The sequence below is a fragment of the Vibrio sp. 10N.261.51.A4 genome (assembly GCF_041471945.1).
GTDB classification, from domain to species: domain Bacteria; phylum Pseudomonadota; class Gammaproteobacteria; order Enterobacterales; family Vibrionaceae; genus Vibrio; species Vibrio crassostreae_C.
This window is the reverse complement of sequence record NZ_JBFRPJ010000034.1, coordinates 16,090-38,475: the sequence shown is the minus strand read 5'-3', so window position 1 is coordinate 38,475 and position 22,386 is coordinate 16,090. Positions and strand designations below refer to the sequence as shown.

21 protein-coding genes and 1 riboswitch are annotated in these 22,386 nt (G+C 43.1%); of the genes, 9 read left to right on the top strand and 12 right to left on the bottom strand.

Annotated features, from left to right (window positions below):
- Nucleotides 1-94 precede the first annotated feature (94 nt).
- A complete protein-coding gene (locus AB4384_RS09035; protein ID WP_017060009.1) occupies nucleotides 95-1,642 on the bottom strand; it encodes an arylsulfatase in 1,548 nt (515 codons plus the stop codon).
- Between the two features lie 346 nt (nucleotides 1,643-1,988).
- Between AB4384_RS09035 and AB4384_RS09030 the strand changes: the two genes are divergently transcribed.
- The 5 genes from AB4384_RS09030 to AB4384_RS09010 all read left to right on the top strand — a co-directional run bounded on the left by AB4384_RS09030 (nucleotide 1,989) and on the right by AB4384_RS09010 (nucleotide 8,587).
- The gene (locus AB4384_RS09030) at nucleotides 1,989-3,551 is read left to right on the top strand and encodes an arylsulfatase (RefSeq protein ID WP_017064704.1); all 1,563 of its coding nucleotides are present in this window, start codon (nucleotides 1,989-1,991) and stop codon (nucleotides 3,549-3,551) included.
- 350 nt (nucleotides 3,552-3,901) lie between these two features.
- A complete protein-coding gene (locus AB4384_RS09025) occupies nucleotides 3,902-4,996 on the top strand; it encodes a cytochrome-c peroxidase (protein WP_372129355.1) in 1,095 nt (364 codons plus the stop codon).
- On the top strand, nucleotides 4,989-7,376 hold the full coding sequence (locus tag AB4384_RS09020; RefSeq protein ID WP_372129354.1) for an ATP-binding protein: 2,388 nt from the start codon (nucleotides 4,989-4,991) through the stop codon (nucleotides 7,374-7,376). Before AB4384_RS09025 ends, AB4384_RS09020 begins: the two co-directional genes overlap by 8 nt.
- 13 nt (nucleotides 7,377-7,389) lie before the next feature.
- Nucleotides 7,390-7,815, top strand: a complete 426-nt coding sequence (locus AB4384_RS09015; RefSeq protein WP_372129353.1) for a hypothetical protein — start codon at nucleotides 7,390-7,392, stop codon at nucleotides 7,813-7,815.
- A gap of 106 nt (nucleotides 7,816-7,921) precedes the next feature.
- Entirely contained in the window at nucleotides 7,922-8,587 is a 666-nt protein-coding gene (locus AB4384_RS09010; protein WP_372129352.1) for a DUF2057 family protein, read from the top strand.
- Nucleotides 8,588-8,766: 179 nt separating this feature from the next.
- Here AB4384_RS09010 and AB4384_RS09005 read toward each other — a convergent pair whose 3' ends face one another.
- The 3 genes from AB4384_RS09005 to AB4384_RS08995 form a co-directional block, all read right to left on the bottom strand.
- On the bottom strand, nucleotides 8,767-9,789 hold the full coding sequence (locus tag AB4384_RS09005; RefSeq protein ID WP_017060015.1) for an adenosine deaminase: 1,023 nt from the start codon (nucleotides 9,787-9,789) through the stop codon (nucleotides 8,767-8,769).
- A gap of 90 nt (nucleotides 9,790-9,879) precedes the next feature.
- Nucleotides 9,880-9,979, bottom strand: a riboswitch (purine riboswitch).
- A 75-nt stretch (nucleotides 9,980-10,054) separates the two neighbouring features.
- Nucleotides 10,055-10,549, bottom strand: coding sequence for a GNAT family N-acetyltransferase (locus tag AB4384_RS09000; protein WP_017060016.1), 495 nt, complete (start codon nucleotides 10,547-10,549; stop codon nucleotides 10,055-10,057).
- 166 nt (nucleotides 10,550-10,715) lie between these two features.
- Complete coding sequence (locus tag AB4384_RS08995; protein ID WP_017071335.1) at nucleotides 10,716-11,699, bottom strand: DUF2860 family protein; 984 nt, start codon at nucleotides 11,697-11,699, stop codon at nucleotides 10,716-10,718.
- A 204-nt stretch (nucleotides 11,700-11,903) separates the two neighbouring features.
- Here AB4384_RS08995 and AB4384_RS08990 point away from each other — a divergent pair, with 204 nt between their 5' ends.
- Nucleotides 11,904-12,401, top strand: coding sequence for a fasciclin domain-containing protein (locus AB4384_RS08990; protein WP_372129350.1), 498 nt, complete (start codon nucleotides 11,904-11,906; stop codon nucleotides 12,399-12,401).
- Between the two features lie 127 nt (nucleotides 12,402-12,528).
- On the opposite strand, the gene AB4384_RS08985 is transcribed toward AB4384_RS08990, so the two are convergent.
- From AB4384_RS08985 to AB4384_RS08960, 6 genes are all read right to left on the bottom strand, one after another.
- On the bottom strand, nucleotides 12,529-12,825 hold the full coding sequence (locus AB4384_RS08985; RefSeq protein ID WP_017064710.1) for a hypothetical protein: 297 nt from the start codon (nucleotides 12,823-12,825) through the stop codon (nucleotides 12,529-12,531).
- Between the two features lie 131 nt (nucleotides 12,826-12,956).
- Nucleotides 12,957-13,214: a hypothetical protein gene (locus tag AB4384_RS08980; protein WP_048611086.1), complete on the bottom strand. Its 258-nt coding sequence runs from the start codon at nucleotides 13,212-13,214 to the stop codon at nucleotides 12,957-12,959.
- A gap of 165 nt (nucleotides 13,215-13,379) precedes the next feature.
- Entirely contained in the window at nucleotides 13,380-13,862 is a 483-nt protein-coding gene (locus tag AB4384_RS08975; RefSeq protein WP_017069854.1) for a GNAT family N-acetyltransferase, read from the bottom strand.
- Between the two features lie 98 nt (nucleotides 13,863-13,960).
- On the bottom strand, nucleotides 13,961-14,275 hold the full coding sequence (locus AB4384_RS08970) for a cupin domain-containing protein (RefSeq protein ID WP_102393766.1): 315 nt from the start codon (nucleotides 14,273-14,275) through the stop codon (nucleotides 13,961-13,963).
- Between the two features lie 60 nt (nucleotides 14,276-14,335).
- Nucleotides 14,336-14,839, bottom strand: a complete 504-nt coding sequence (locus AB4384_RS08965) for a YgjV family protein (RefSeq protein ID WP_372129348.1) — start codon at nucleotides 14,837-14,839, stop codon at nucleotides 14,336-14,338.
- A gap of 123 nt (nucleotides 14,840-14,962) precedes the next feature.
- The gene (locus tag AB4384_RS08960; protein ID WP_372129347.1) at nucleotides 14,963-15,763 is read right to left on the bottom strand and encodes a PhzF family phenazine biosynthesis protein; all 801 of its coding nucleotides are present in this window, start codon (nucleotides 15,761-15,763) and stop codon (nucleotides 14,963-14,965) included.
- Between the two features lie 575 nt (nucleotides 15,764-16,338).
- Between AB4384_RS08960 and AB4384_RS08955 the strand changes: the two genes are divergently transcribed.
- Both AB4384_RS08955 and AB4384_RS08950 read left to right on the top strand, forming a co-directional pair.
- Nucleotides 16,339-17,370 (top strand): PotD/PotF family extracellular solute-binding protein, encoded by a 1,032-nt coding sequence (locus AB4384_RS08955; protein ID WP_017060025.1) that lies wholly within the window; start codon nucleotides 16,339-16,341, stop codon nucleotides 17,368-17,370.
- 3 nt (nucleotides 17,371-17,373) lie between these two features.
- On the top strand, nucleotides 17,374-19,806 hold the full coding sequence (locus AB4384_RS08950) for a bifunctional diguanylate cyclase/phosphodiesterase (protein WP_029235424.1): 2,433 nt from the start codon (nucleotides 17,374-17,376) through the stop codon (nucleotides 19,804-19,806).
- A 224-nt stretch (nucleotides 19,807-20,030) separates the two neighbouring features.
- Here AB4384_RS08950 and AB4384_RS08945 read toward each other — a convergent pair whose 3' ends face one another.
- Together AB4384_RS08945 and AB4384_RS08940 are read right to left on the bottom strand one after the other, a co-directional pair.
- A complete protein-coding gene (locus AB4384_RS08945; protein WP_372129345.1) occupies nucleotides 20,031-21,056 on the bottom strand; it encodes a GGDEF domain-containing protein in 1,026 nt (341 codons plus the stop codon).
- 9 nt (nucleotides 21,057-21,065) lie between these two features.
- On the bottom strand, nucleotides 21,066-21,521 hold the full coding sequence (locus tag AB4384_RS08940) for a hypothetical protein (protein WP_137000976.1): 456 nt from the start codon (nucleotides 21,519-21,521) through the stop codon (nucleotides 21,066-21,068).
- A 462-nt stretch (nucleotides 21,522-21,983) separates the two neighbouring features.
- Between AB4384_RS08940 and AB4384_RS08935 the strand changes: the two genes are divergently transcribed.
- Nucleotides 21,984-22,358: a cytochrome c gene (locus AB4384_RS08935; RefSeq protein ID WP_059018733.1), complete on the top strand. Its 375-nt coding sequence runs from the start codon at nucleotides 21,984-21,986 to the stop codon at nucleotides 22,356-22,358.
- The last annotated feature ends 28 nt before the right edge of the window (nucleotides 22,359-22,386 follow it).

Here is a 22,386-nt window from a genome sequence, read left to right as displayed (position 1 = left end):
TCGTATTCACGACCGGGATTTACTCATCGATATGCGCATAAAAAAAGAGCTCCTAAGAGCTCTTCAATCTGTTCAGTTTGACTCAAACAATGACTTACTTGTTATGAGACTCCTGAAGTTTTTCCATTACCTGATCCAAGCTAAAGCTCGCGGCTTTTTGGCGTGGCGGGTATTCAGCAAAGGTTTCTAGGAACTTGCCTACATACGCTTGTGCTGGGACGAACATATAAGCATGGTCTAACAACCAGTCGTAGTATGTGTTCGATGTAATGTCTGCGTTTTCGTATGGGTCCATACGCAGGTTAAACAGCTTAGGAAGACGTAACGTCACGAACGGTTCAGCCCAGATTTGCATGGTACCCGTTGCACGCTGCTCCATGAACACCGCTTTCCACTGGTTGTAACGAAGCGCCGCTAAATCACCATCATCGGTAAAGTAGAAGATCTCCGAACGACGGCCTTTCTCTTCTTCACCGGTTAAGTAAGGAAGGAAATTATAACCATCTAAGTGAACCTTAAATGTTTTATCACCGGCAGTATGACCTTTGAGTAGTTTCTCTTTGATTTGGTCATCACCAGCGGCGGCAACGAAGGTTGGCATCCAGTCCATATGGTGCATAATTTCGTTAGATACGGTTCCTGGTTCAATCTTACCAGGCCAACGAACCATTGCTGGTACACGGTATGCGCCTTCCCAGTTGGTGTTTTTCTCACCACGGAACGGGGTTGTACCCGCATCAGGCCAAGAGTTCATGTGAGGGCCGTTATCCGTTGAGTAGAAAACAATCGTGTTGTCTTTGATACCCAACTCATCCACTTGCTTCAATAGTTGCCCAACGTGTCGATCGTGCTCAACCATACCATCAGCGTAGTTACCGACACCAGTTACGCCTTTACTGTCGGCTTTCACGTGCGTTCTAAAGTGCATACGTGTCGCGTTCCACCACACGAAGAATGGTTTGTCCGCTTTCACTGCGCGATCCATAAAATCAAGTGCCGCGTCTAGTGTTTCTTCATCAACCGTTTCCATACGCTTACGCGTCAGTGGACCGGTATCTTCAATCTTGCCATCAGCGAATGACTTAATGACACCACGAGGGCCAAATTTCTTACGAAACTCAGGATCGGTTGGGTAATCTTCATTCTCTGGTTCTTCTTCAGCATTTAGGTGGTAAAGGTTGCCAAAAAATTCGTCAAACCCGTGTGCTGTTGGAAGGAATTCATCTTTATCGCCAAGGTGGTTTTTACCAAATTGACCTGTCATGTAACCCATAGGTTTCAGCATTTCTGCGATTGTCGCGTCTTCTGCTTGTAAGCCAATGTCTGCGCCCGGCAAACCTACTTTACTCAAACCCGTTCGTAATACACTTTGTCCCGTGATAAAGGTAGAGCGACCCGCAGTACAAGATTGCTCTGCGTAATAGTCCGTAAACATCATCCCTTCTTTCGCGATGCTATCAATATTCGGGGTTTTGTAACCCATGAGACCGAAGGTGTATGCACTCACATTGGATTGACCAATATCGTCCCCCCAAATAACCAATATATTTGGCTTTTCAGCCGCAAAAGTGGCGCTGGACGCGGCCATCATCGCTGTACCCAAAATCGCTAATCGACGTTTAGCGCCATATTTCGCTGTCATAGAAACCTCTTCGTAAGTTATTTGCATCCTGCCCTACAACGTATAGTCCATTTTTTACACATGCGCGAGATTCCCTAAGCTATTAATCTTTTTGTCATTTTTATTGAGATACGGATACAGAAATCATCGATAAGGTTTACGCCAACAAACATGATAAGGATCACACATACAAACTAAGGCTTTATTCTACGTACCCACTGGAGCTGATATTAATCAATAGGTTACCTAAGCATCATAACGATTGGTTATAAGCACTATAAAAGGACGTAACGGAATTTTGAGAATAACATTTGCTCATCGATGCGTTGTTCTAACGCATTAATCTTAAAAGTGAATCGGAGTCCTTATGGGTACTAAAATTAATAAACTAGCATTAGGTGTTGGCTTATTAGCAGCTTCTTCAGCGGCAACAGCAGCAGAAAAACCAAACATTCTTGCTATCTGGGGTGATGACATTGGTGTATTCAACATCAGTGCATACAACAACGGTATGATGGGTTACGAAACACCTAACATCGACCGTATTGCTAACGAAGGCGCACTATTTACTGACCACTACGGTCAACAATCGTGTACTGCTGGTCGTGCTGCATTCCTAACAGGTCAAGAACCTTTCCGTACTGGTCTATTGACTATCGGTATGCCAGGTTCGGACCACGGTATCCCTGATTGGGCTCCAACGATTGCAGACCTTCTAAAAGAACAGGGCTACATGACCGCTCAATTTGGTAAGAATCATATGGGTGACCAAGACAAACACCTTCCAACGAACCACGGCTTTGACCAGTTCTTCGGTAACCTATACCACTTAAATGCAGAAGAAGAGCCTGAAACATATTACTACCCTAAAGACCCAGAGTTCCGTAAGAACTACGGCCCTCGTGGTGTAATCAAGTCTACTGCTGACGGTAAGATTGAAGATACTGGCCCAATGACGCGTAAGCGTATGGAGCATGCGGATGAAGAGTTCCTAGAAGAATCTCTAGCATTCATGGAAAAAGCGGTAAAAGCTGACAAACCATTCTTCATCTGGCACAACACCACTCGTATGCACGTGTGGACTCGCCTACAAGAGAAATACCAAGGTAAGTCAGGTATCAGTATTTATGCTGATGGTATGTTAGAGCATGATGACCATGTTGGTGTGCTTCTAGACAAGCTGGATGAACTAAAAATCGCTGACAACACTATCGTAATTTACTCTACCGATAACGGTGCTGAAACGGTTTCTTGGCCTGATGGCGGCGCAACTTACTTCCACGGTGAGAAAGGTACAACTTACGAAGGTGGTATGCGTGTGCCTCAGCTAGTTCGCTGGCCTGGGACTATCAAACCTGGAACTAAAATCAACGATATCATGGGCCACCAAGACTGGATTCCTACTCTACTAGCAGCCGCTGGTGATGATAAAGTGGTTGAGAAGCTAGCATCTGACAAAGGTGCAACTTACAACGGTAAAAACTGGCGCGTACACCTAGATGGTTACAACTTCCTGCCTTACTTCCAAGGTAAAGAAGAGAAAGGCCCTCGTGACAGCATGCTTTACTTCTCTGCTAACGCTGAGCTAAACGCAGTACGTTGGAATGACTTCAAGATTTCGTTTGCTGTGATGGATGGTAACATTGTGGATGCAGTTCGTTTCCAACCAAACTGGCCTCAAGTTGTTCACCTACGTGCAGACCCATTCGAGAAAGCACCGCACGAGTCTGGTATGTACCTACGCTGGATGGCAGACAACATGTGGTTATTCGTTCCAGTAGGAAATCAGGTTCAAGAGTTTATGACGACGCTACCAGATTACCCTATGCAGAATAGCCAAGTACTGAACCCAGGTAACTTCAACCAGAATGCATACATGCTTCAAGGTAAACTTAAGCAACTAGAAGCGGCAGCAGCGCAAGCTAAATAAGCCTATCTAGGCGATGCAAACTGTATAGATGTGTATTTAACTAAGATTTATAGTAAGTACATAATCGAGTACGAAAGCCGTGATAACTCACTTGAGTTACCACGGCTTTCTTCGTTTAACGCCATTCGGCTTGATTTCATTTGAAAGAGCTTCATTCAATTCTGACTAGACCTCCCTATCAATCCCCGCTAGATAACCGCCTAAGCGATTTAATTTCCTACCACTTGTCTTGCAACATCACATATGCGCAACTAGCTTTATAAATAACACCTATCATTGGAAAGTAAAATGAAGGTGATATCAGAAGGATTCTGAGTTGCCATAATTGTCAAACTAGATGGACTAATGTTATGAAAACGCCATATTTAGCAAGAATAAGCATCACTGTCATTGTCGTTTCAGTCGCTTTGCTAGTTTATGACGCGGCCTCTTCAAAAATGCACACCTCGTTCGAACACAAAAAAAATCACGCCCATGAAAGCAATCATGATGACTCTCACTCTTCAGGGCACTCCGCCCATTCCGAAGAAAAGCACGCACATAAAACCGTCGCTTCAAGCCAACCCATATCTCCGATTCCAAACTCTCCCGAGATAAATCATGAGCTGGCCAAAATTGGTTGGGTGCTATTTAAAGACCCGAACCTTTCTTCTAACCGCAGTGTGAGCTGTGAAAGTTGTCATAGCCTGCAAACCAACGGCGCAGAGGTAATTCCAGTTTCGATTGGCGTAAACGGCGCAGGGATGAGAAATTCACTCACCGTTTTTAACGCAGTCTTTAACTATCGGTTCTTCTGGGATGGTCGAGTAAACAACCTCGGCGATCAAATTGATGGCCCAGTGCACAACGTCGATGAAATGGATTCAAACTGGCAACATATTACGGATTATGTGTCTCAATCGAAAACTTACATCGACTTATTCCAAGAACAATCAACGCCCATTGACGAAGCTTCAATTAAGGCTGCTCTTATTGAATTTATGCAGGGTTTGACCACACCCAATGCCCCTTTCGACCTGTATTTACAAGGTGACAGCGCAGCACTTTCTGAAACCGCCAAACGAGGTTGGGAAACTTTTCAAGAAGAAGGCTGTATTCGTTGCCACCAAGGTACCAACATTGGTGGAGGCATGGTGATGCGATTTGGTTACTTTGGGTTATCGAAAACAGGAGCCGAGCGAAGTGAAGACCAAGGTCGTTTTATGTTTACCGCTAAACCACAAGATAAGAATTTATTTCGTGTTGCGAGCTTAAGAAACGTGGCGATCACTGCACCCTATTTTCATGACGGGCAAACAGCCACACTCGAAGAAGCGATCAAAATAATGGGTGAAAGCCAACTCGGTAAAACGTTTGAAAAACAGACCATAAACGATATTAAAGTCTTCCTCGAATCCCTAACCGGTAACCGTCCTCAAATGTTAATGGAGTTTGAAAATGAATAAGATCAGACTCATATTTCTACTGTTTGTATCGCTTTTCATCGGCTTAATTAGCTTTATTATGCTGACCTACTCCGAGCATGAAAAGGTCACCGAATATGGAGTGCCTATTCGGCAGTTAGGCCATGAAGTATTAGAAATGCGTGATCATATCACCAATGCAGCGCTTGCGGGTATTTCCAACCCTTATCAAATGTCTGCAGATTTGGTTGCTTTAGAAAGAGAGTTGCAACTACTCAGAGAAAGTTATCAAAGCGAGAATATTCACTCTACGTTCTTTAAACACTTACCGACAGCGCAATTATTGGATCGCTTTTACGATGCTTCAATGTCGAACTTAGATACGCTAGACAACCTAGTAGGACTTAGTGTGGCTCGTCAGTTTATTTTGCAATCTTTGACTCTACAACTCACAGAGAGCAACTCAACTGATGCTGAGATAAACAACGCAAATATCGACATTCAAAGCGCGCTTCTTGCGAGTGTGTTGGTTGGGGGAATCGAAATTAACCATTCAGGTGTTAACTCCGAGCTGGCGAACCTTTATAAAACGTTTACCGAACTCAACCAACAACAAAGTCAGCTGTTATCTCAAGTACTTTCAGCACACAGCATGGAGTATATTGAACATATTGAGCATGAGTTTACCGATCTGCAAGACCAACTTAAAAGTATCATCGTTAAGCTTATTATCGTTTTGGCGTTGCTGACTTTAGCGTTCTCATTCACCATGTTTATTTTTCGAGTCTTCGAACTCAAAAGAAACAACCTCTCCTATCAAGAAGCCGCAGACAAAGCAGAAAAAGCCAGCGAAGCAAAATCTCTCTTTCTCGCTACCATGAGCCACGAGTTACGCACCCCAATGAATGGCGTATTAGGCATCGCTCAGATAATCAAGGAGGATTCACACAGCGAGAATACTCGTAAACACGCCCAAATCATCATTGACTCTGGTCAGCATCTCGTCACCATATTGAATGACATTCTTGATTTTTCTAAGGTGGAGCAAGGCAAGATGGAGTTGGAATACAGCCCGTTCTCTGTCACCGACGTCGTGACACACCTTGATAAAACATTGACACCTCTTGCAGAAGACAAAGGCCTCGCTTTTATCATTAAAGATAACATTCCTACCAATATTCAGTTGATTGGTGACTCTGCACGTACACGTCAGATCTTATTTAACTTAGCAGGCAATGCAGTCAAATTTACTGAGTCAGGAAAGGTCGAAGTAGAATTCTTGATAGCCCCTACTACTCCACCAAGCGTGAATATTTTAGTGACGGATACGGGTATTGGTATAGCAGAAGACAAGATCGACCATATATTTACCGCCTTTGAACAAGCTGAGCTTTCAACAACCCGTAAGTTTGGTGGCACAGGGTTAGGGCTTTCCATTGTTCAGCAGTTAGTCGAACTGATGGGCGGAACAATTAAGGTTTCCAGCCAGCTTGGTTTGGGCACTCAATTTAAGATCTCTTTGCCGTTAGAAATGCATGAGCTTGAAGAACAAGTCATCGACCAAACGCCAACCAAAACCAATGAGACTCTCGATGACTTCTCAGTATTGTTAGTCGAAGATAACAAGATCAACGCAATGGTGATTAGGAAGTTCTGTGAGTCGATAAACTTAACGGTTGAGAATGCCTACGACGGTTTACAGGCCTTAGATAAGTTGGCGTCAAACCAATATGACCTGATCATAATGGACAACCATATGCCCAACATGAGCGGTATTGAAGCGATTCAAAAAATCCGTGGCGAACTCAAGCTGACTACGGTTGTTTTTGCATGTACCGCCGATGTATTCAAAGAGGCCCACGATGAATTCATCGAATCAGGCGCAGACTTTGTACTCACCAAACCGTTACAGAAAAACAGCTTACAAAACGCCATCAACGAGTTTCACCAACAGTTTGAGGTCAACCGCCATCACTCCGTTAACACACACAATCTTCCAAACAAGGAAAAAAGTAACATCACGATGTTAACGCGTCATCCTAAGAACAAACTGCCACTCACAGAAGAAGAACTGTCGCGTAGCCAATTGTTAGCTAACGATGAGCTTAAATCAGACGAAAAGCTCAAATGCTTAACTTCTCTCGTTGATGAGCTAGAAAACGAAATCGATGAGTTGATAGAGCTATTTTCGGATGCCAAGCAAGATGATCTATCCAGAACATTAAAGGCGGTTAAAGCGATTGCATCAAGGTATGAAATGAGTGAAGTATTCGAGCTCGCAACCGAAGCTGAGAAGGTAACGGAGAAGCACATCATGCCCGAGGCTGAATTACTTCAGCAACTCATCAATCGCTTGATAGTCAACAGCCATCAAGCAACACGATTAATACACAAACTCCATCAGCAACGAAAAACGGGGTAAAAGAAGGTGTCATATGATAGGGAATGTAAATTTACCTAGCACTGGCCCACATTTATTCTTAGCACTCGGTGCCACAATCATTTTTGTGGTCGACTGTCATGTTCCTTTGGGCATTGCCATGGCCGAGCCCTACATAACGATAGTCTTGCTCGCAGCCACAACGAAAGATCCACTATCAGCCGTGATGTGGGCTATTGGCTGCACCTTACTTACCTTATTGGGTTACTACTTATCTGGTAGCGGCAGCGAAACCTGGTTTGTCGCCTTCAACCGAATCATTACCATCTATGCCATTTGGGTGGCGGCAATTATTCCTATTTATATCTCTTTACCTTCTCCTCAAGCCTCACTGGACGTCGATGATGACGTGACAGAGGAAAGTTCAAGATCACGCCCTCACTCGCACAGAAACCATACAATCGACACGTTCAAAAACTAGGCTTTGGTTAAGTTTCGGTGAATTTTTCCAAATCGAGACAAGGTAGCTTGAAATACTGCTTTATGCATGCGAGTGTAGAACAACTCACCTAAATAACTGTATGACTATGAAAACATTACAATCCATTGCGCTGCTTTCGACAATTATCGCAGCGCCACAAGTGTTAGCTGACGTAACAATTGAAGTTCCTTCTAGCGCAGATGCTTTAGTCGAAGTCTTAGCTGTAAATGAAGCTAAACCCGATCTTGACGGTGGTTTCTTCTCTTCGAGCAAAACGATCACCGTTCCAGATGGCGTAAACCAAATCGTTTTCAAATATCAACTGGCTTTCAGCCAAGGTAACGACCGAGAGTTTGTCGATAGCGATACCATTATTGCTACTTTTGATGCGACAGACACAGCATTGACGTTTGACATGCCTAAGTTCCGTAACACCAACGAAGCGAAAAAAGGCCTTCAAAACTTAGATTGGAAACTGGTTGATAAAAACCAAAATGCAATCAGTGTTAAGCAAGACAAACTTATCAAAGATGGCATGCAGATTGGTCGTAAGTACCCACAAGAAGCGAAGGAGTACAACCAGAAAGGCGGCATCGCTGCACTTACAGTAGGTGCTAGCGCGGGCGTAGCAGCTGCTGTCGCACAACCGGTAACGCTTCCAACAAAGATTGACGGAAATGCAGCAAATACAGCTGAAGAGATGCTCTATTTCTGGTACGAAAAAGCGGATGCTGAAACCAAGCAGAAATTCAAAGACTACGTGAACAAGTAGCTCAATGAGCTTAATTTAAAAATGAAAGAAGCTGGCAAACTGCCAGCTTCTTTTTTGTCTTCATCTAGATGATTTAGGCTTATAGAGATTAAGCAGACTCAGTCGATAACACTTTACCATCCACTTTAGTTGGCCATCCTAGCGCTTTATACTCAGCTGCTAGTAAATGGGCACAGCCGCTAGAAATTCTGGTCAGAACCAGCTTTAGCTAAGTAACCTTGAACAAGCTCTCGATATTGCTGCTTCAATGGCGCTTCAATAAAGCTCGCGTCTATCGCATTCAAACTAAACTGCGCTAACTCCTGATGCGTCATCTCATGAGCTTGGCTCACCGCATTAAAGTTATCCGACATGTAACCACCAAAATAAGCAGGGTCATCCGAGTTAATCGTTACAGTCACACCCTTTCTGAGCAGTTCGACAATGTTGTGGTCTTCCATCACATCGAATACACGCAATTTAATATTCGACAGTGGGCACACCGTCAGTGGCATTTTGGTTTCAATCAGCTCTTCGATTAGAGCTTCGTCTGTCATGCACTGGACACCATGATCCACTCGACTCACGCTGAGCATTTCAATCGCATCGACAATGTTTTGAGCCGGCCCTTCTTCTCCTGCATGCGCCACAGTCAAGAAGCCCGCTTGTTTTGCTTGTTGGAATACACGCTTGAACTTCTCTGGTGGGTGTCCTAATTCAGAAGAGTCCAGTCCAACCCCGACGATCTTATCTTGATGCTTCAATACCTCTGCGAACGTTTGAATGGCGCTCTCTTCAGATAAATGGCGCAGAAAACATGCGATGATTTGAGAGGTAATGCCCAACTCTTTATGACCCTGTTCAAGCGCACGATGAATGCCGTTAATAGCGGTGTCGAATGCAATGCCACGATCGGTATGTGTCTGAGGATCAAAGAAAATCTCAGTATGGATAACATTGTCGGCTTTACAGCGTTCTAGATAAGCCCATGTTAAGTCGTAGAAATCCTGTTCTGTGCGCAGTGCATCAGCACCTTGATAATAGATATCCAGAAATGACTGTAAATCATCAAATTCGTATGCGCGTCTTAGTTGCTCTGGGGATGAATAAGGCAGCTCAATGCCATTGCGTTGAGCAAGCTGGAAAAGTAACTCAGGTTCGAGCGAACCTTCAATGTGTAAATGCAACTCTACTTTTGGGAGCCCTTGAATAAATGCGTTCATATTTCACCTACTATGGATTTTAGGTGTGCACTTACTCTGAATAATAGACAGGAGGTTTTCTTGAACGCCATTACAAAGAGTAAGAACACAATTGTGATCTAAACCCTTCGTAATCAGCACTTTGCGGGTGCTGGTAGAGACCCCCAAACCATATCATTGGGGTTATACGAAGCAAACGGTTGCTACTATACAGAGTTTAATGGGAATTTCACTAATCAATTGCTCATTAACCGATTTCTAAAGCAGGAACCTGTTTGGTTCGATCTCAACGGTAATCTGGTCGTATTCTCGACATCAGCAACATATCGATGTACTTACCCGCTTTGAACGTACTGAGTCTTTTTGTGCCTTCTAACTGAAAGCCTACACGTTCATACAAAGCAATAGCGGCGTGGTTATCGGCATGAACCTCTAACTCAAGACGCACGAGATTAAGCCAGTTATCCGCCTGATTGATCGCTTCTTGCATTAACGCCTTACCGACCCCTTTACCATGCATATCCGGGTGAATAGCAATACCAAGACCAGCGCAGTGCCTGTCTCTTACCTTGGTGGTCATGAATAAAGTAATGTGACCCACTACTTTGCCGGAGACTTCCGCAACCAGAGTGAAATGGTCTGAATGACCAAACAGTCGCTCCACTTGTTCAGAACTAAGATAAGGCTTTTGTGAGGTGTTTTCTGAAACTGAAGGGCGGCGATAAATATCGAAAATATCTTGGCTATCCGTTGCTTCTAAATGTCTAATTTGTATTTCCAAAGCGCTTCCTTATCCTATTATTTCTATCCATAAGCTAATTTTCATATTACGGATAGCAACGGGAACCTACAACCTTTAAAGGTGTAAGTGCCCGAAATAATTAAACAAATAGTAAGACTGAACTTAAACTTCTGCTTTGATGAGTATTTTTAAAATAGTGTGAATATCAGAATTTATAATCCACACCCACACTCGCTAATACTTGCTCGGAGTTATAGAAATCGATATTAGAATCTATGCTTCTTAAACCCAGTAAAGTAATGAACGCCCAATCTTTATAGCCCATCAAACCACCAAACTCATAAGCTAAGAATGCACCGAATTCATTCTCTTCACGTACTTGCCCGTAAATCGGATTCGACTCATCATATTCACGATCACTTGCATCTAGGGTGACAACAAAACCATGACGACCGATTCTCTTCGCGTAGTTTAATTCAATACCATAACTATCGAAGCTGAGTGCTCCTCCTTCTGCGTCTGAGTGGAAATACACCATTGAAGGAACAAATAGACCTGCGTGGTTTGGTAAGATAAAGCGGTATCCTGCTTTGGCGTACACATAGGTTCTTTCCCTATCCAGCAGCACAGCATCTTCCGGAGATAAGCCTTGGCTACCAGATAGCTCTTCATCAACATCAGATTGCCCAAATGCGAGATCCGTTCGAAAACCAGTTCCACCGATATTAGTGAGCTGCAGTCGTCCTACATTACCTTTGACATCCGTTTCATTTCGATTAACGCCAACAGCATACGGATCCGTCCAAGCCTTGCCCGAGATAAGCGTAGGAAGAACAGAAAAATCCAATATGGTGCCACCAGAAAGTTGATATCGATAACCGATCTCAAACGCAATGGTACCTGTTGCAATATCCTCTCGTGTCGTACCCGCATACACTTGGTGAGTCAGCGATTCGCCAAAAGTATATTGAACAGTACCCAAAAAGCCGAGTAGCCCTTGGTTTTCACTCTCCCCTTCCTGGGTGTTGGTGGCTTGATTCGAATCTTGTTCAGTACTCAAATTACTACTGTCAGAGTAGAAACCGGCCAATACACTGAAGTTACCGCTGAAGCCTTCACTTGGAGCAAGGCCACTGTATGCAGGCATTGAAGCCAATGCAGAAAAGACTACTGGTAAAACAAACCTCATATTCACATCCATCATTTGAATAATCACCAAATAACTATAAGCATCAAAATGGAATTATAACAAGCATTTAACAATATAAATTTATTCGCTTGGCGCTGTCGATATCGCTAACCATTCACTCAAAGACACAACAAATTGATCTATCACGATTGGGCTTTCGTAATACCTCTCGAAAATAACGGACAAAACTCAAAGGAAGACAATATGTTTAATAAATTAATCAAAACCATGTCAGTGCTAGTTGCGACGCTTCTTTTTACGGCTTTTGCTCACGCTGATCACCACGGAATGAAGAAAGACATCGTTGACGTGGCGGCTGAAAACGGCTCTTTCAACACCTTGGTAGCAGCGGTAAAAGCGGCAGGCTTAGTTGAAACATTGAAAGGTGACGGTCCCTTCACTGTGTTTGCGCCAACGGATGAAGCGTTCGCTGCGCTACCAGAAGGAACGGTTGATATGCTGTTGAAGCCAGAAAACAAAGACAAGCTGATCGCAGTACTGACCTATCATGTGGTGCCAGGGAAAATAATGGCGTCTGAAGTGATGAAACTTGATAGTGCCGTAACAGTGCAAAGCGAAGCGGTAATGGTAGGAATTGATCACGGCAACGTGATGATCAACAAAGCGCAGGTCGTGATGGCAGATGTTGAAGCAAGCAATGGTGTTATCCATGTGATTGATGCTGTATTACTGCCTAAATAATAAAGATGAACACAAATCAAAGGTTCTTAGAGGGTGTGACAGGTTCACACCCTTTTGACGTTTAAATACCAAGTTAAGATCGGTATCAAACTAGCCAAGCCTGCCTTGATATAAGCAAGAACCCGGATTACATAAACAAGCGCCCGAATATCAGAAAGGCCGCCATCGATACCACCTTCGTGAAGACCACTACCCAGATGCAGTCACCAATACTAGAGTGCGTCGCTTTCCCGAGTAAGAACACAAACAGAATCAACCCTAACACCCAGCCCACTGTCGGAATCAATGACACCAGAGCAACAATTACAGCAATAGTAAGAAGGGATTTAAAATCTGCGACCACGAATGACATTTTAGAGGCGATATACATACAACATGCGGTGATTAATGCGTCCATCACAAACGCTAAAGCTTCAATACCCACTTTTCTTCCTTCACTGAAATTAGTTGAAGTGGATATTATCTCTAAAGTGATGATTTTTCTTGAAGAAGAGAACCAAAAACAGGTGAAAACTGTATCAAAAATGAGATTACCGTTCGCCTGAAGGCATAGGTTTATTTGCTCGAGTCTTCTAAGCCTTTGACCAGTGCTTCAGACCGAGTCTGATTTGCTTTTTGATAGGCATCAAAGCCATCTTCGCGTTTACCTCCGAACAAACAAAGAAACGAGTTAATGACGAATGAAAAAAATGAGATGACGACAACAAAGAGAGGAAATAACCCCGACACCCCAGCATCTAAGGCAAGAACGCCAACAGCGAAGGACAACATCGACACCAATGTATATAGTTTAGATCTACTCACATGACTCATGAACAACACTCCTTGTATTCATTCAATGTTTAGATTAGACAAATTATCTTGCACACAATTTGAACTCATCGACAATATCAATAGATCAGGAAAAGTTATCCTTAAAAAGGTTCATTAATATTTCAAACTCGGTTTCTGTATCCCTACGAACACTAGCCCGCCTATTCAACTGACTTTTCTATCTTCAACTACCTTTTCCATCACGTAATTGGTCAGCTTTACACCACGCATTTCGACTTCCTGTTCATTCACCACCTTAAAACCAAGATGCTCATAGAAAGGCCTTGCGGTAATACTTACTTCAGAGAAATATCTCGATATACCACGAACTCGACCCACAGTGAAAACATGTTCCATCAACGCTTTCCCTACCCCCTTCCCTTGATATTCGTGGTGACAGAAAAAGTGATCAATCAAGCCACTTGGTTGCAGGTCAGTATAGCCAACTACGCAACCATCGAGTTCAGCCACAAAGGGTTGTAACCCATTCATACGCTTTTGCCATAACGCAAAGTCAAAGCTACTGGGTGCCCAAGCTTCGACTTGCTGTTGAGAATAATCTCGAACATTCACGTTACGTACCGTATGAAAGAAGATCTCCCACAGTGCTTTGTCATCATTCGCTTGATAGTTTCGAATTCTAATCACAACATACTCCTTTTTGTCTTAAGTCCTTTCTGAGGTGAAAATAAACAGCTGAATCAGCAAGCTTTATAACCTAACAGCCTCAGCTTTAGAGCAAGATATCAACGATAAAACACAGCGAGCCAGATCGTCACCGCATCTTTATCCGTCCTCAGCACCTTGTGTTTTTCACCTGCGGAAATATTGAGATAATCCCCTTTAGACAAGGTAACAATGCGACCATCTTCAAACTCAATCACCCCTTGCCCATCGATCACCATCACCCACTCATGCTCATCTTGATCGTACCAACCCTCTTCAGGAGAACTGTGACCATATGAGAGTATTCTTTCGATTCGAATGTTGTCGTTGGCAATCAGGTCATTGAATATTTCATTGGGTATTGATGAAGGAACATCATTGTAAATGTTTGGCATCAAGCTCTCCTAGCTAGCATTGAATTGATTAACAACTTGGGCCTTAGCTGTACTGTAAACCTAAGCAGCGGCACTCTTTTTGAAGTAAAAACGGTAATAGCCCACCAAGTTTCTGCAGATAAACAGCGCCTCCATAACAACCGCTGTTGGCGAACCAACTAAATAATTGTGAACCAACCAAAAGCTGGTTCCGATGATCATCAATTCTCTTAATCGACGGTCATCTTTATTGAAGGCTGCAAAGGTTTGAAATACGGAGGCAAAGCAACTCAATATGCTGGTTAGCCCCGAGTAAGTCACTGCGGTTGCGACCACCGACATCGAACAAAACAAATATTTAAACTTAGACGAGGTAGAAAATGCGCTCGTCAAATAGCGAATCGTGGCAATCGTCATTAAGCTCGCCGCTGTCCATTGTTCAAGTAGGATAAAGTGACTCGAAATAAGAACGCCAGCAAAGAACAGACAAGTGACGATTTTCTTCCTTTCCTTGAATTGGAATGACAGAAGATCAAAACAAATGGCTATCGCGACTAATACTTGGGAAAGATAAAAGGCAGACACGGTGATTCCTTCAATAATAACATTCCGCCCTAGCCGCTTCTTTCACGGTGAATAATCGAATAAAACATACTAGGCGGTTACAACAAAACAGAGCAAACAGCGCTCTAAAGCTTCTATAAAAATCTAAAGCTTCAACACACCACTAATCACAGTGGTCGCAGAGCCGATTAACTTTATTCGCCCATTGGCTAAGAGCTCTGTCGACATATAACCACCACGACGAGACGCCTGATAAGCACTGAAACTGCTTTTGTTGAGCTTTTCTGCCCAGTGTTGCGTCAATGCGCAATGTGCCGAGCCAGTCACAGGATCTTCATTAACCCCAACCCAAGGTGCAAAGTAGCGAGAAACAAAATCAAGTTCCGTATTTGCTGCCAATGCTGTCACCACTACACCTCGCCCTTGAATACCTTTTAACGCATCAAAGTTTGGTGAAAGCTCCAATAACACTTGTTCGTTGGAAACTTCGATTAACTGCTTAGAGTCAAATTCTCTGAATGAAACTACTTGATGCGGATCTAAACCTAGATGTTCAAGTAGCGTGAGGTTGGGTTCAGAATCTAATGACAGTTCGGAGCTAGGAAAATCAAGCTCGATAGACGATTCACAAACGGCGGCAGATAATTCCCCAGATAAGGTGTTAAACACGACCTTATCACCTGTCTCAAGCAGTCCTTGTTCTTTCATCACATGAACCGTTGCCAGTGTGCCATGTCCACACAGCTTCACTTCGACTTCGGGAGTGAACCATTTAAGCGTCATAGTGTTAAGCGCGAGAAAAGCCGTTTCAGATACCGCCACCTCTTCAGCGATTGAAAACATTAACGACTCATCCAACGGCTCTTTTGAGATACAGACCCCGGCAGGGTTCCCTTTAAACGCTTGAGTTGTAAACGAATCTACTTGATATATCTCTAAATCCACAATGGCTCCTAAATGCACAACATTTCCCAAACCGGCAATCATGGCTCGTTGGGACATAACCTAGATATTGCTGCCCACAATAAGCACAATCACCTTGTGCTACAAGTCTTTAGCAACAACTTTATCGATACTTATTGAGAAACGAAACAAATGATAAACAAAACGTTATAGAAGTGTTTTTAGGGATAAAAGAACATTGAACATAAGAGTAAGTCGCGATGGCAAAACAAAGGAATAACGACGATTAATACGAGCGAAAACCCGAAAAAGGTAATCACCGCATCATTATTTAATGCTTAATATTTGCATAATAACTTGTAAGAATGGATATTATGATGAATATTAATTTAAATAATCCATTCACGGACAATAAACTGGAATACGTACTTGTGTTGAATACGATACGACGGAGTCATCCTTGCCTCACACGATAAAGGTTCGGTATCAAGTAGGAGTAGCAAGTTGCTATTTGCATGAAATGCATGAAGTTGAAGTTAAATTAAGTGCCTAAATTTGAATCATGTTGCAAATTTTGGGCTACGATTTAGTTATCACGTACGAAAGGGAATCCGTCAGTGAAAGCGTTTTGCGTATCAATACTTGCGTCAACATCCTTTTTGGCTAGCCCTGTATTTGGCCAACAGCATGATATTTATCTCTACAATTGGGATGAATTTTTATCTGACAGCGTCGTTACCCAGTTGAGTGATACCTACGGCATCTCACTAAAGCAGCAATATTTTTCTGACGAGTCCATTCGTGATGAAGTGCTATTGAGTGAACGACGAGGTGCGTTTGAATTGGTTGTCATTGAAAGTATGAAACTGAAAGCGCTGGCTAAACAGAACTTATTCCACAACCTGAGCGACTTGCAGCAATCCCTTTCAAGCAACTTTGACTCAAGATGGGTGGATGGGTGTGGCGAATATGGAATCCCCTACGCTTGGGGGACATCCGGCATCTTATACCGAAGCGGAAAAGTTGAGACTCCCAAGTCTTGGGGCGCTCTTCTAGACCCTGAAACCAAAACCAGCGGCCGAATCAGCATGTATTATGAGCCTACGGATTTGGTGAGTGCTGCGCTTCTGATGAATCAATTTGAGCCGTTTACCAACAACGAACAAGAACTTCGAGTCGCTTACAAAACGCTACAAGCACAGAAGCCTCACCTTGAAAGTAATGAATACGTTGTCGATTATATTCGTCATCCCGAACACTTAGCCAACATCGACCTCGCCTACGGATACTCAGGTGACAGCTATGTGCTTAATGATGCCGAACCTGAGGCATCTTGGGCCTACACAGTACCTCTAGAAGGAACAACCTTATGGTTAGAGTGTATGGCTGCAATTAACAACGGAGAGCGATCTCCACAGGCAACCACGATTCTCTCCTTCTTATCGCAACCCGAAATCGCCGCTCAAAACGCAATGGATTCATGGTTTGCAACGCCAAGTTCAAAAGCAAAAGCACTCACTTCTCAGGAGTATCAAAACGATCCCGAGCTTTTCCCGAATAAAGAAGTATTAGATCGCAGCTACCTTTATCAGCCGTTAGAACCGAGTAGCATTCAAATTCGCAATCGTATTGTCGACAGTTTGAGATAACTCATGCCAGTATTGAAGAAGCTCTATTTTGTACTTTTACCAACGCTGACATTTGTGCTCCTGATAGCAGGAATCGTGATGTACAACTTCGCATCAAATCATGCTAAGCACATGTATTTGGACAAGGTGCAATCTGATGTGAACACCGCTTTAGTCGCGGCGGAATACGAGCAGCTCGGCTTGTCCTTACTAGTTAAAGATATCGGTTCTTCGTTGCAGTTCCTCCGCTACATTCAAAATCCTGGCGACTACACGACTCTATCGCTATTGGAAAAACGAGTACTCCGAGTCTTAAGCCAGAATCACGTCAATCAATTTGGGCAACGCAATGTTTATATCGTGGACCCTAAGTTCAAATTAACGCTTTCGACTCTCAGAGCCGATCCTTTCGAGGGGCTAAAGATCCCTGACAAGATTTACGAAAGAGTCTTCGATATATACACCTCGTTAATAAGCAAAAATGAACTCTCCTACGAAGGCTTCTCTTATATCTCGATCAGTGGAGAGCTCAGATACTCGTATGTTGCAGCAATTGACCCTTACCTCCTTCCTCAAGACAAACGTGCAAGTAACAGTTTAAATCGCTACATCTTGATTGCTGACGGGCCTCTGATGCAACTCTCTAGCCTGCTAATCAAATACAATGACGATGACAATATTCAGTTCTTAATCGAGCCATCCTCAGACGCTGCCAACATTGAAAATACCCAATTCGTTATCAAATCAATTGAGCAAACCCAAGATAATATCAATGTGCAGATGACCAGCCGACATCTCATCGCGCAAGTAAATATTCGAGAACAAAAGTTCAACCATGAGAAAGCCATCATCGCTAAACAAACCTTGTTAGGTGGCTTTGGTACTCTCTTTACGATCATGTTGATCGTACATTTAGTGGTACGTTACCAACTCGTGCGACCGCTTAAAGACTTACTTCAAGAGATATCGATCGGCGGGCTCAAACTTAGATACTTCAAACGCTCATCAGGGCAAAGTGAAATTGATGGTTTAAAGAACGCGTACATAGACTCATTAACAGAGTTGAAGTTCGAAGCCGAATTCGACCAACTCACCAAGCTAGCTAACCGACGCTCTTTCATCAGACACCTTGATGTACGACTAAAAAGCTCGATGAGCCCACACTGCTATGTGGTTTGTTGGGACATCATCGATTTTCGTAAAATTAACGATCTCTACGGGGCAAAAGTTGGTGATAATGTACTGATAAGCTTAGCTAAAGCACTGAAAGAGACACTACAAAACCAACAAGCCTCTTTGGGCTTTAGTTGCAGTGATTACTCTTTAGCCAGACTGGGAGGGAATCAGTTTATCGCGATCTTGGAGATGGGTAAGAACCAAGTGATAAACGAAGAAATTGAGAACATCAACAATACGCTGACCGGCACCACCTTCCTTGACTACTATGGGTTTCGATTATCACTCGCAACAGGTGTTTTACCGCTCGACACGCCAAAGTTCGATGAGATTTGGCACCGATGCATCGATGAAATGTTAGCTAATGCGAAGTCTCATAGTGATGGCGAAAGTCGTATTGTTTATGGCGAAGAGTTGTTACATACCTTGGAACGCCATGACGTTGTAGAGAAAAGACTCTTAGAGTGCTGCGAAAGTGACAACTTTGAACTTCGCTTTATGCCTATTTTTAACGCCAAGACACTTCAGATAGATGGCGCGGAGTGCCTGATTCGTTGCCCAGCCTTATTCGATATCGATGCGGGACCAGAAGAATTTATCCCAGTTGCAGAAAAGAGTAACCTTATTGCCAGGCTCGACATGTGGGTCATTGGCACCGCGATCAAAAGCTATAAAGAGCTTTCAGAACTTCATAAATACAAGGGCACTCTGTCAATTAATATCTCGGCGATGGAGCTCTACAACCGTAATTTTGCCGACAACATCCGTAAAGTACTCGAACGTTATCAAGTGCCACCTGGCAACATTATTATAGAGATTACCGAGACCAGTTACGTGAAAAGTACCAAGCTTACGGTGCAGACTATCGAGAGCCTCAGAAGCTTAGGTTTAAAGGTCTCCCTTGACGATTTTGGTACGGGCTACACAGCGTTTAACCAACTTCTCCACTACCCTGTGGATGAGCTCAAAATTGATAAGAGCTTTATCGATAACATGGTAGACGACAAGGCCGACCGCAAGATGGTCGAATCTATGGTTAACTTAGGCCACTCTTGTGACACGCTAGTCGTCGGAGAAGGTGTTGAGTCGATAGAACAGTATCATTACCTCAGAAAAGCCAACTGTAACCTAATACAAGGCTACTTCTTCAGTCAGCCACTCACTTATCTGGAATTCATCGAGTTTGTTCGAAACCATAACCCGCAAGCAATTTTAAACCCGCAGTCTGTTAGCAGTTCGAGATCTAACGAGCGAATCGTTGCACTCACTCAAAAGCAGTAACCTTAAACCTAAACCTCAAAGCCTCTCTTCCTATTCAAGCGCGGAAAGCCACTATAGCTATAACTAGTAGTAGAACTATCTTCATCAGAGCAGGAGCTCTCTATTGGCTGCACATTGAATGAGGAGGCAAATAAAGAATGGCAAAAGCCATGATAGTGAAGCGGGAGAATGGTGAGCGTACAGTCAACAAAACCTAATGATCTAACTTATCGCTAATGCGGGGACTAGCTCTGCATTGTTGTTAATAGCTCCATCATATCTTTAGAGCTGATATTCTTCTTATGCCTTACCACAGCATCAATCATCAACTCTAAATTGCCCGCCGAGATATAGTCCTTGAGCACGTCATTGAACTTTTCCTGTATCTCATCACTTGTGTACAAGTGCTCAGGAATGAAGAATAGAAACTGACTGCCACTACTACGAAACGAGATAGTACTTTCCGGTACCTTTGCCGTCAGGGACTTAGCAGCTGAACTCACCACCAAGTCTCCATATTCAAGTCCATACTTTTGGTTTATCTCACTAAGGTTTCTGATTCTTACAAAGTAAAGGTCGAAATTACCGTTTGTTGGGTAGCTGTTCTTAACAAACTGCATGAGCGAGACTCGATTGCGAAAGCCAGTAATGAAGTCGGTAGAATGAAGTTTTCGTTTGATTGCAAAGTCGACGTAAAAAATCGCTCCTGTCACAAGCAGTAGCAACACCAGAAATACGCTGCTTATCTGATGCATCATCACCAACTTGTCGACCATTGTGGTGTTTTCTTCAATAACAGGACTTTGTAATCGAAATTTTTCGTTAATGAACTCGACCAAGGTGGTGTAGCAAATATCGACTTTCTTCTGTAGGGATTCTTTAGGTAATTGCCCTGTACTGACCAACTTGATTGACGATTCTAGCGACTTAAATTTTTCAAACTCTGCGGTAAAGTACGGCTTAAAGTTTGCTGAGCGAATAAAATTGGACGATTCAGTGCTGTTGATCAGAATATCAAAGCGACTCCAAGTAATGTCATATGCCAACCACAATTCATCATAATCGATCGTCTTTGCGTGGCTAACCATCAAGAAGTTTGCATACTCTTTGACGAGTTGAAAAACAAACCATGTGGCCTCATTTTGGCGGTTAGAAAAGCTCTTGTTGATGTCATTAATTCGAGTGACACTGTAGATATTGACGGATAGAACAACCACGGCCAAAGACAAAACAACGACTTTGATTGCGGCCATAGACAACAGCTTCTTCATAATTAGCCTCTACAGGTGAATATCACGAATCTGCCAAATCATCTTGGCATGGAAATCAGGGGTATTGGTTTCAGGGTTCGCAGAGATTGGGTAAATCAACCAAAACGGGCCTTTCTCTCTCACAGACATAAACTCCCCATTCTTTTTAATCGCAATGATGGGTTCATAGGTATCAAAATCTTCTTTGGGCACCGCAATTTTATAGTCATTCAATGCTACGAAAGTGACTTGCGGTGATATGGGTATATCCATATTTTCAAGCACTGTTTGCAACGTCACACCGCTATAAACGGTCAGACCCTCAACCCATGGCAAGGTGGTGGTAATTTCTGTCTGAGGAAGTGTTAGGAGTTGTTCTCTACTTAATGCATGCTTTTTTCCGGAGTGGTCGAACACAGTTAACTCTGAGGCTGCAAAAATCGAAAACGAGCAAAGCCAAAGCATCAACAAGAATACAGTTCTCATTCTAAACTCCATTTAAAAAGGTCACTAAATTGAGTCTAGTATAAATTGACCATTTAACTTGTACTGATACCACTTAGATTGAACGCTATCGCTTTATCCCTAATGCTCCTACACCTCGCTGTTTTTCAATAACTTCGCCGTTTCTCTGTCTCTTCCATCACCGCTCTCGTTCAGCACTCCCTACCCGCTTGACGTATTCCTTCTCAACCGTCTAGTAACAAAAACTCGTATTTTACTCTGCGTAAGTAAACCAATAAGCCCTATGAATACGTATGAAACAACAAAATTAACAATAAATATGAGCAAGTCAGTAGCGAGAATGCTGGTTGATGCATAACCTTTAATCGAACGTAAGCACCTTTAAGAGACCTAATAACGAGTTCCAGTCGTTTCTGCTTCAACAGTTGATCTCGTGCGTTGATCTTAAAAAGCTTACTCATTTCATAATCAAGGGAATCGAGAATGAGTTTGAATATAAAAAAATTTAACCCCATGGCGACACTTTCCACCCTCGTAATGACGCTGGTCATGTTTCCTGTTTCTGCCGAAGTTAACCAAGAACAATTCGAGTTAGGTAAACAAAAAGCCAAAGTGTGCATGACTTGTCATGGCGCTGATGGCATCTCAACACAAGACCCCTACCCGAACCTTCGCGGTCAAAAAGTGGGTTATCTCATCTCTTCATTGAAAGATTACCAGACTCGAGAAAGAACCAGTGGCTTAGCGATCCTGATGCAACAACAAGCCGACACCCTCTCAGACCAAGACATTCGTGACATTTCCTATTTCTATTCAGTGCTCGGCAACGAAGCAAGCTCGCTCAGCGATTCAAATTAAGTCAGCGATTCAAAATATCTAGGCAAGG

Coding starts and splice junctions, on each gene's coding strand:
- AB4384_RS08945 (WP_372129345.1), bottom strand. CDS start 21,056: ATGAAGAAGCTGTTGTCTATGGCCGCAATCAAAGTCGTTGTTTTGTCT.
- AB4384_RS08980 (WP_048611086.1), bottom strand. CDS start 13,214: ATGAGTCATGTGAGTAGATCTAAACTATATACATTGGTGTCGATGTTG.
- AB4384_RS09015 (WP_372129353.1), top strand. CDS start 7,390: ATGATAGGGAATGTAAATTTACCTAGCACTGGCCCACATTTATTCTTA.
- AB4384_RS08970 (WP_102393766.1), bottom strand. CDS start 14,275: ATGCCAAACATTTACAATGATGTTCCTTCATCAATACCCAATGAAATA.
- AB4384_RS09010 (WP_372129352.1), top strand. CDS start 7,922: ATGAAAACATTACAATCCATTGCGCTGCTTTCGACAATTATCGCAGCG.
- AB4384_RS08990 (WP_372129350.1), top strand. CDS start 11,904: ATGTTTAATAAATTAATCAAAACCATGTCAGTGCTAGTTGCGACGCTT.
- AB4384_RS09035 (WP_017060009.1), bottom strand. CDS start 1,642: ATGACAGCGAAATATGGCGCTAAACGTCGATTAGCGATTTTGGGTACA.
- AB4384_RS09025 (WP_372129355.1), top strand. CDS start 3,902: ATGAAAACGCCATATTTAGCAAGAATAAGCATCACTGTCATTGTCGTT.
- AB4384_RS08935 (WP_059018733.1), top strand. CDS start 21,984: ATGAGTTTGAATATAAAAAAATTTAACCCCATGGCGACACTTTCCACC.
- AB4384_RS09020 (WP_372129354.1), top strand. CDS start 4,989: ATGAATAAGATCAGACTCATATTTCTACTGTTTGTATCGCTTTTCATC.
- AB4384_RS08950 (WP_029235424.1), top strand. CDS start 17,374: ATGCCAGTATTGAAGAAGCTCTATTTTGTACTTTTACCAACGCTGACA.
- AB4384_RS09030 (WP_017064704.1), top strand. CDS start 1,989: ATGGGTACTAAAATTAATAAACTAGCATTAGGTGTTGGCTTATTAGCA.
- AB4384_RS08940 (WP_137000976.1), bottom strand. CDS start 21,521: ATGAGAACTGTATTCTTGTTGATGCTTTGGCTTTGCTCGTTTTCGATT.
- AB4384_RS09005 (WP_017060015.1), bottom strand. CDS start 9,789: ATGAACGCATTTATTCAAGGGCTCCCAAAAGTAGAGTTGCATTTACAC.
- AB4384_RS08995 (WP_017071335.1), bottom strand. CDS start 11,699: ATGAGGTTTGTTTTACCAGTAGTCTTTTCTGCATTGGCTTCAATGCCT.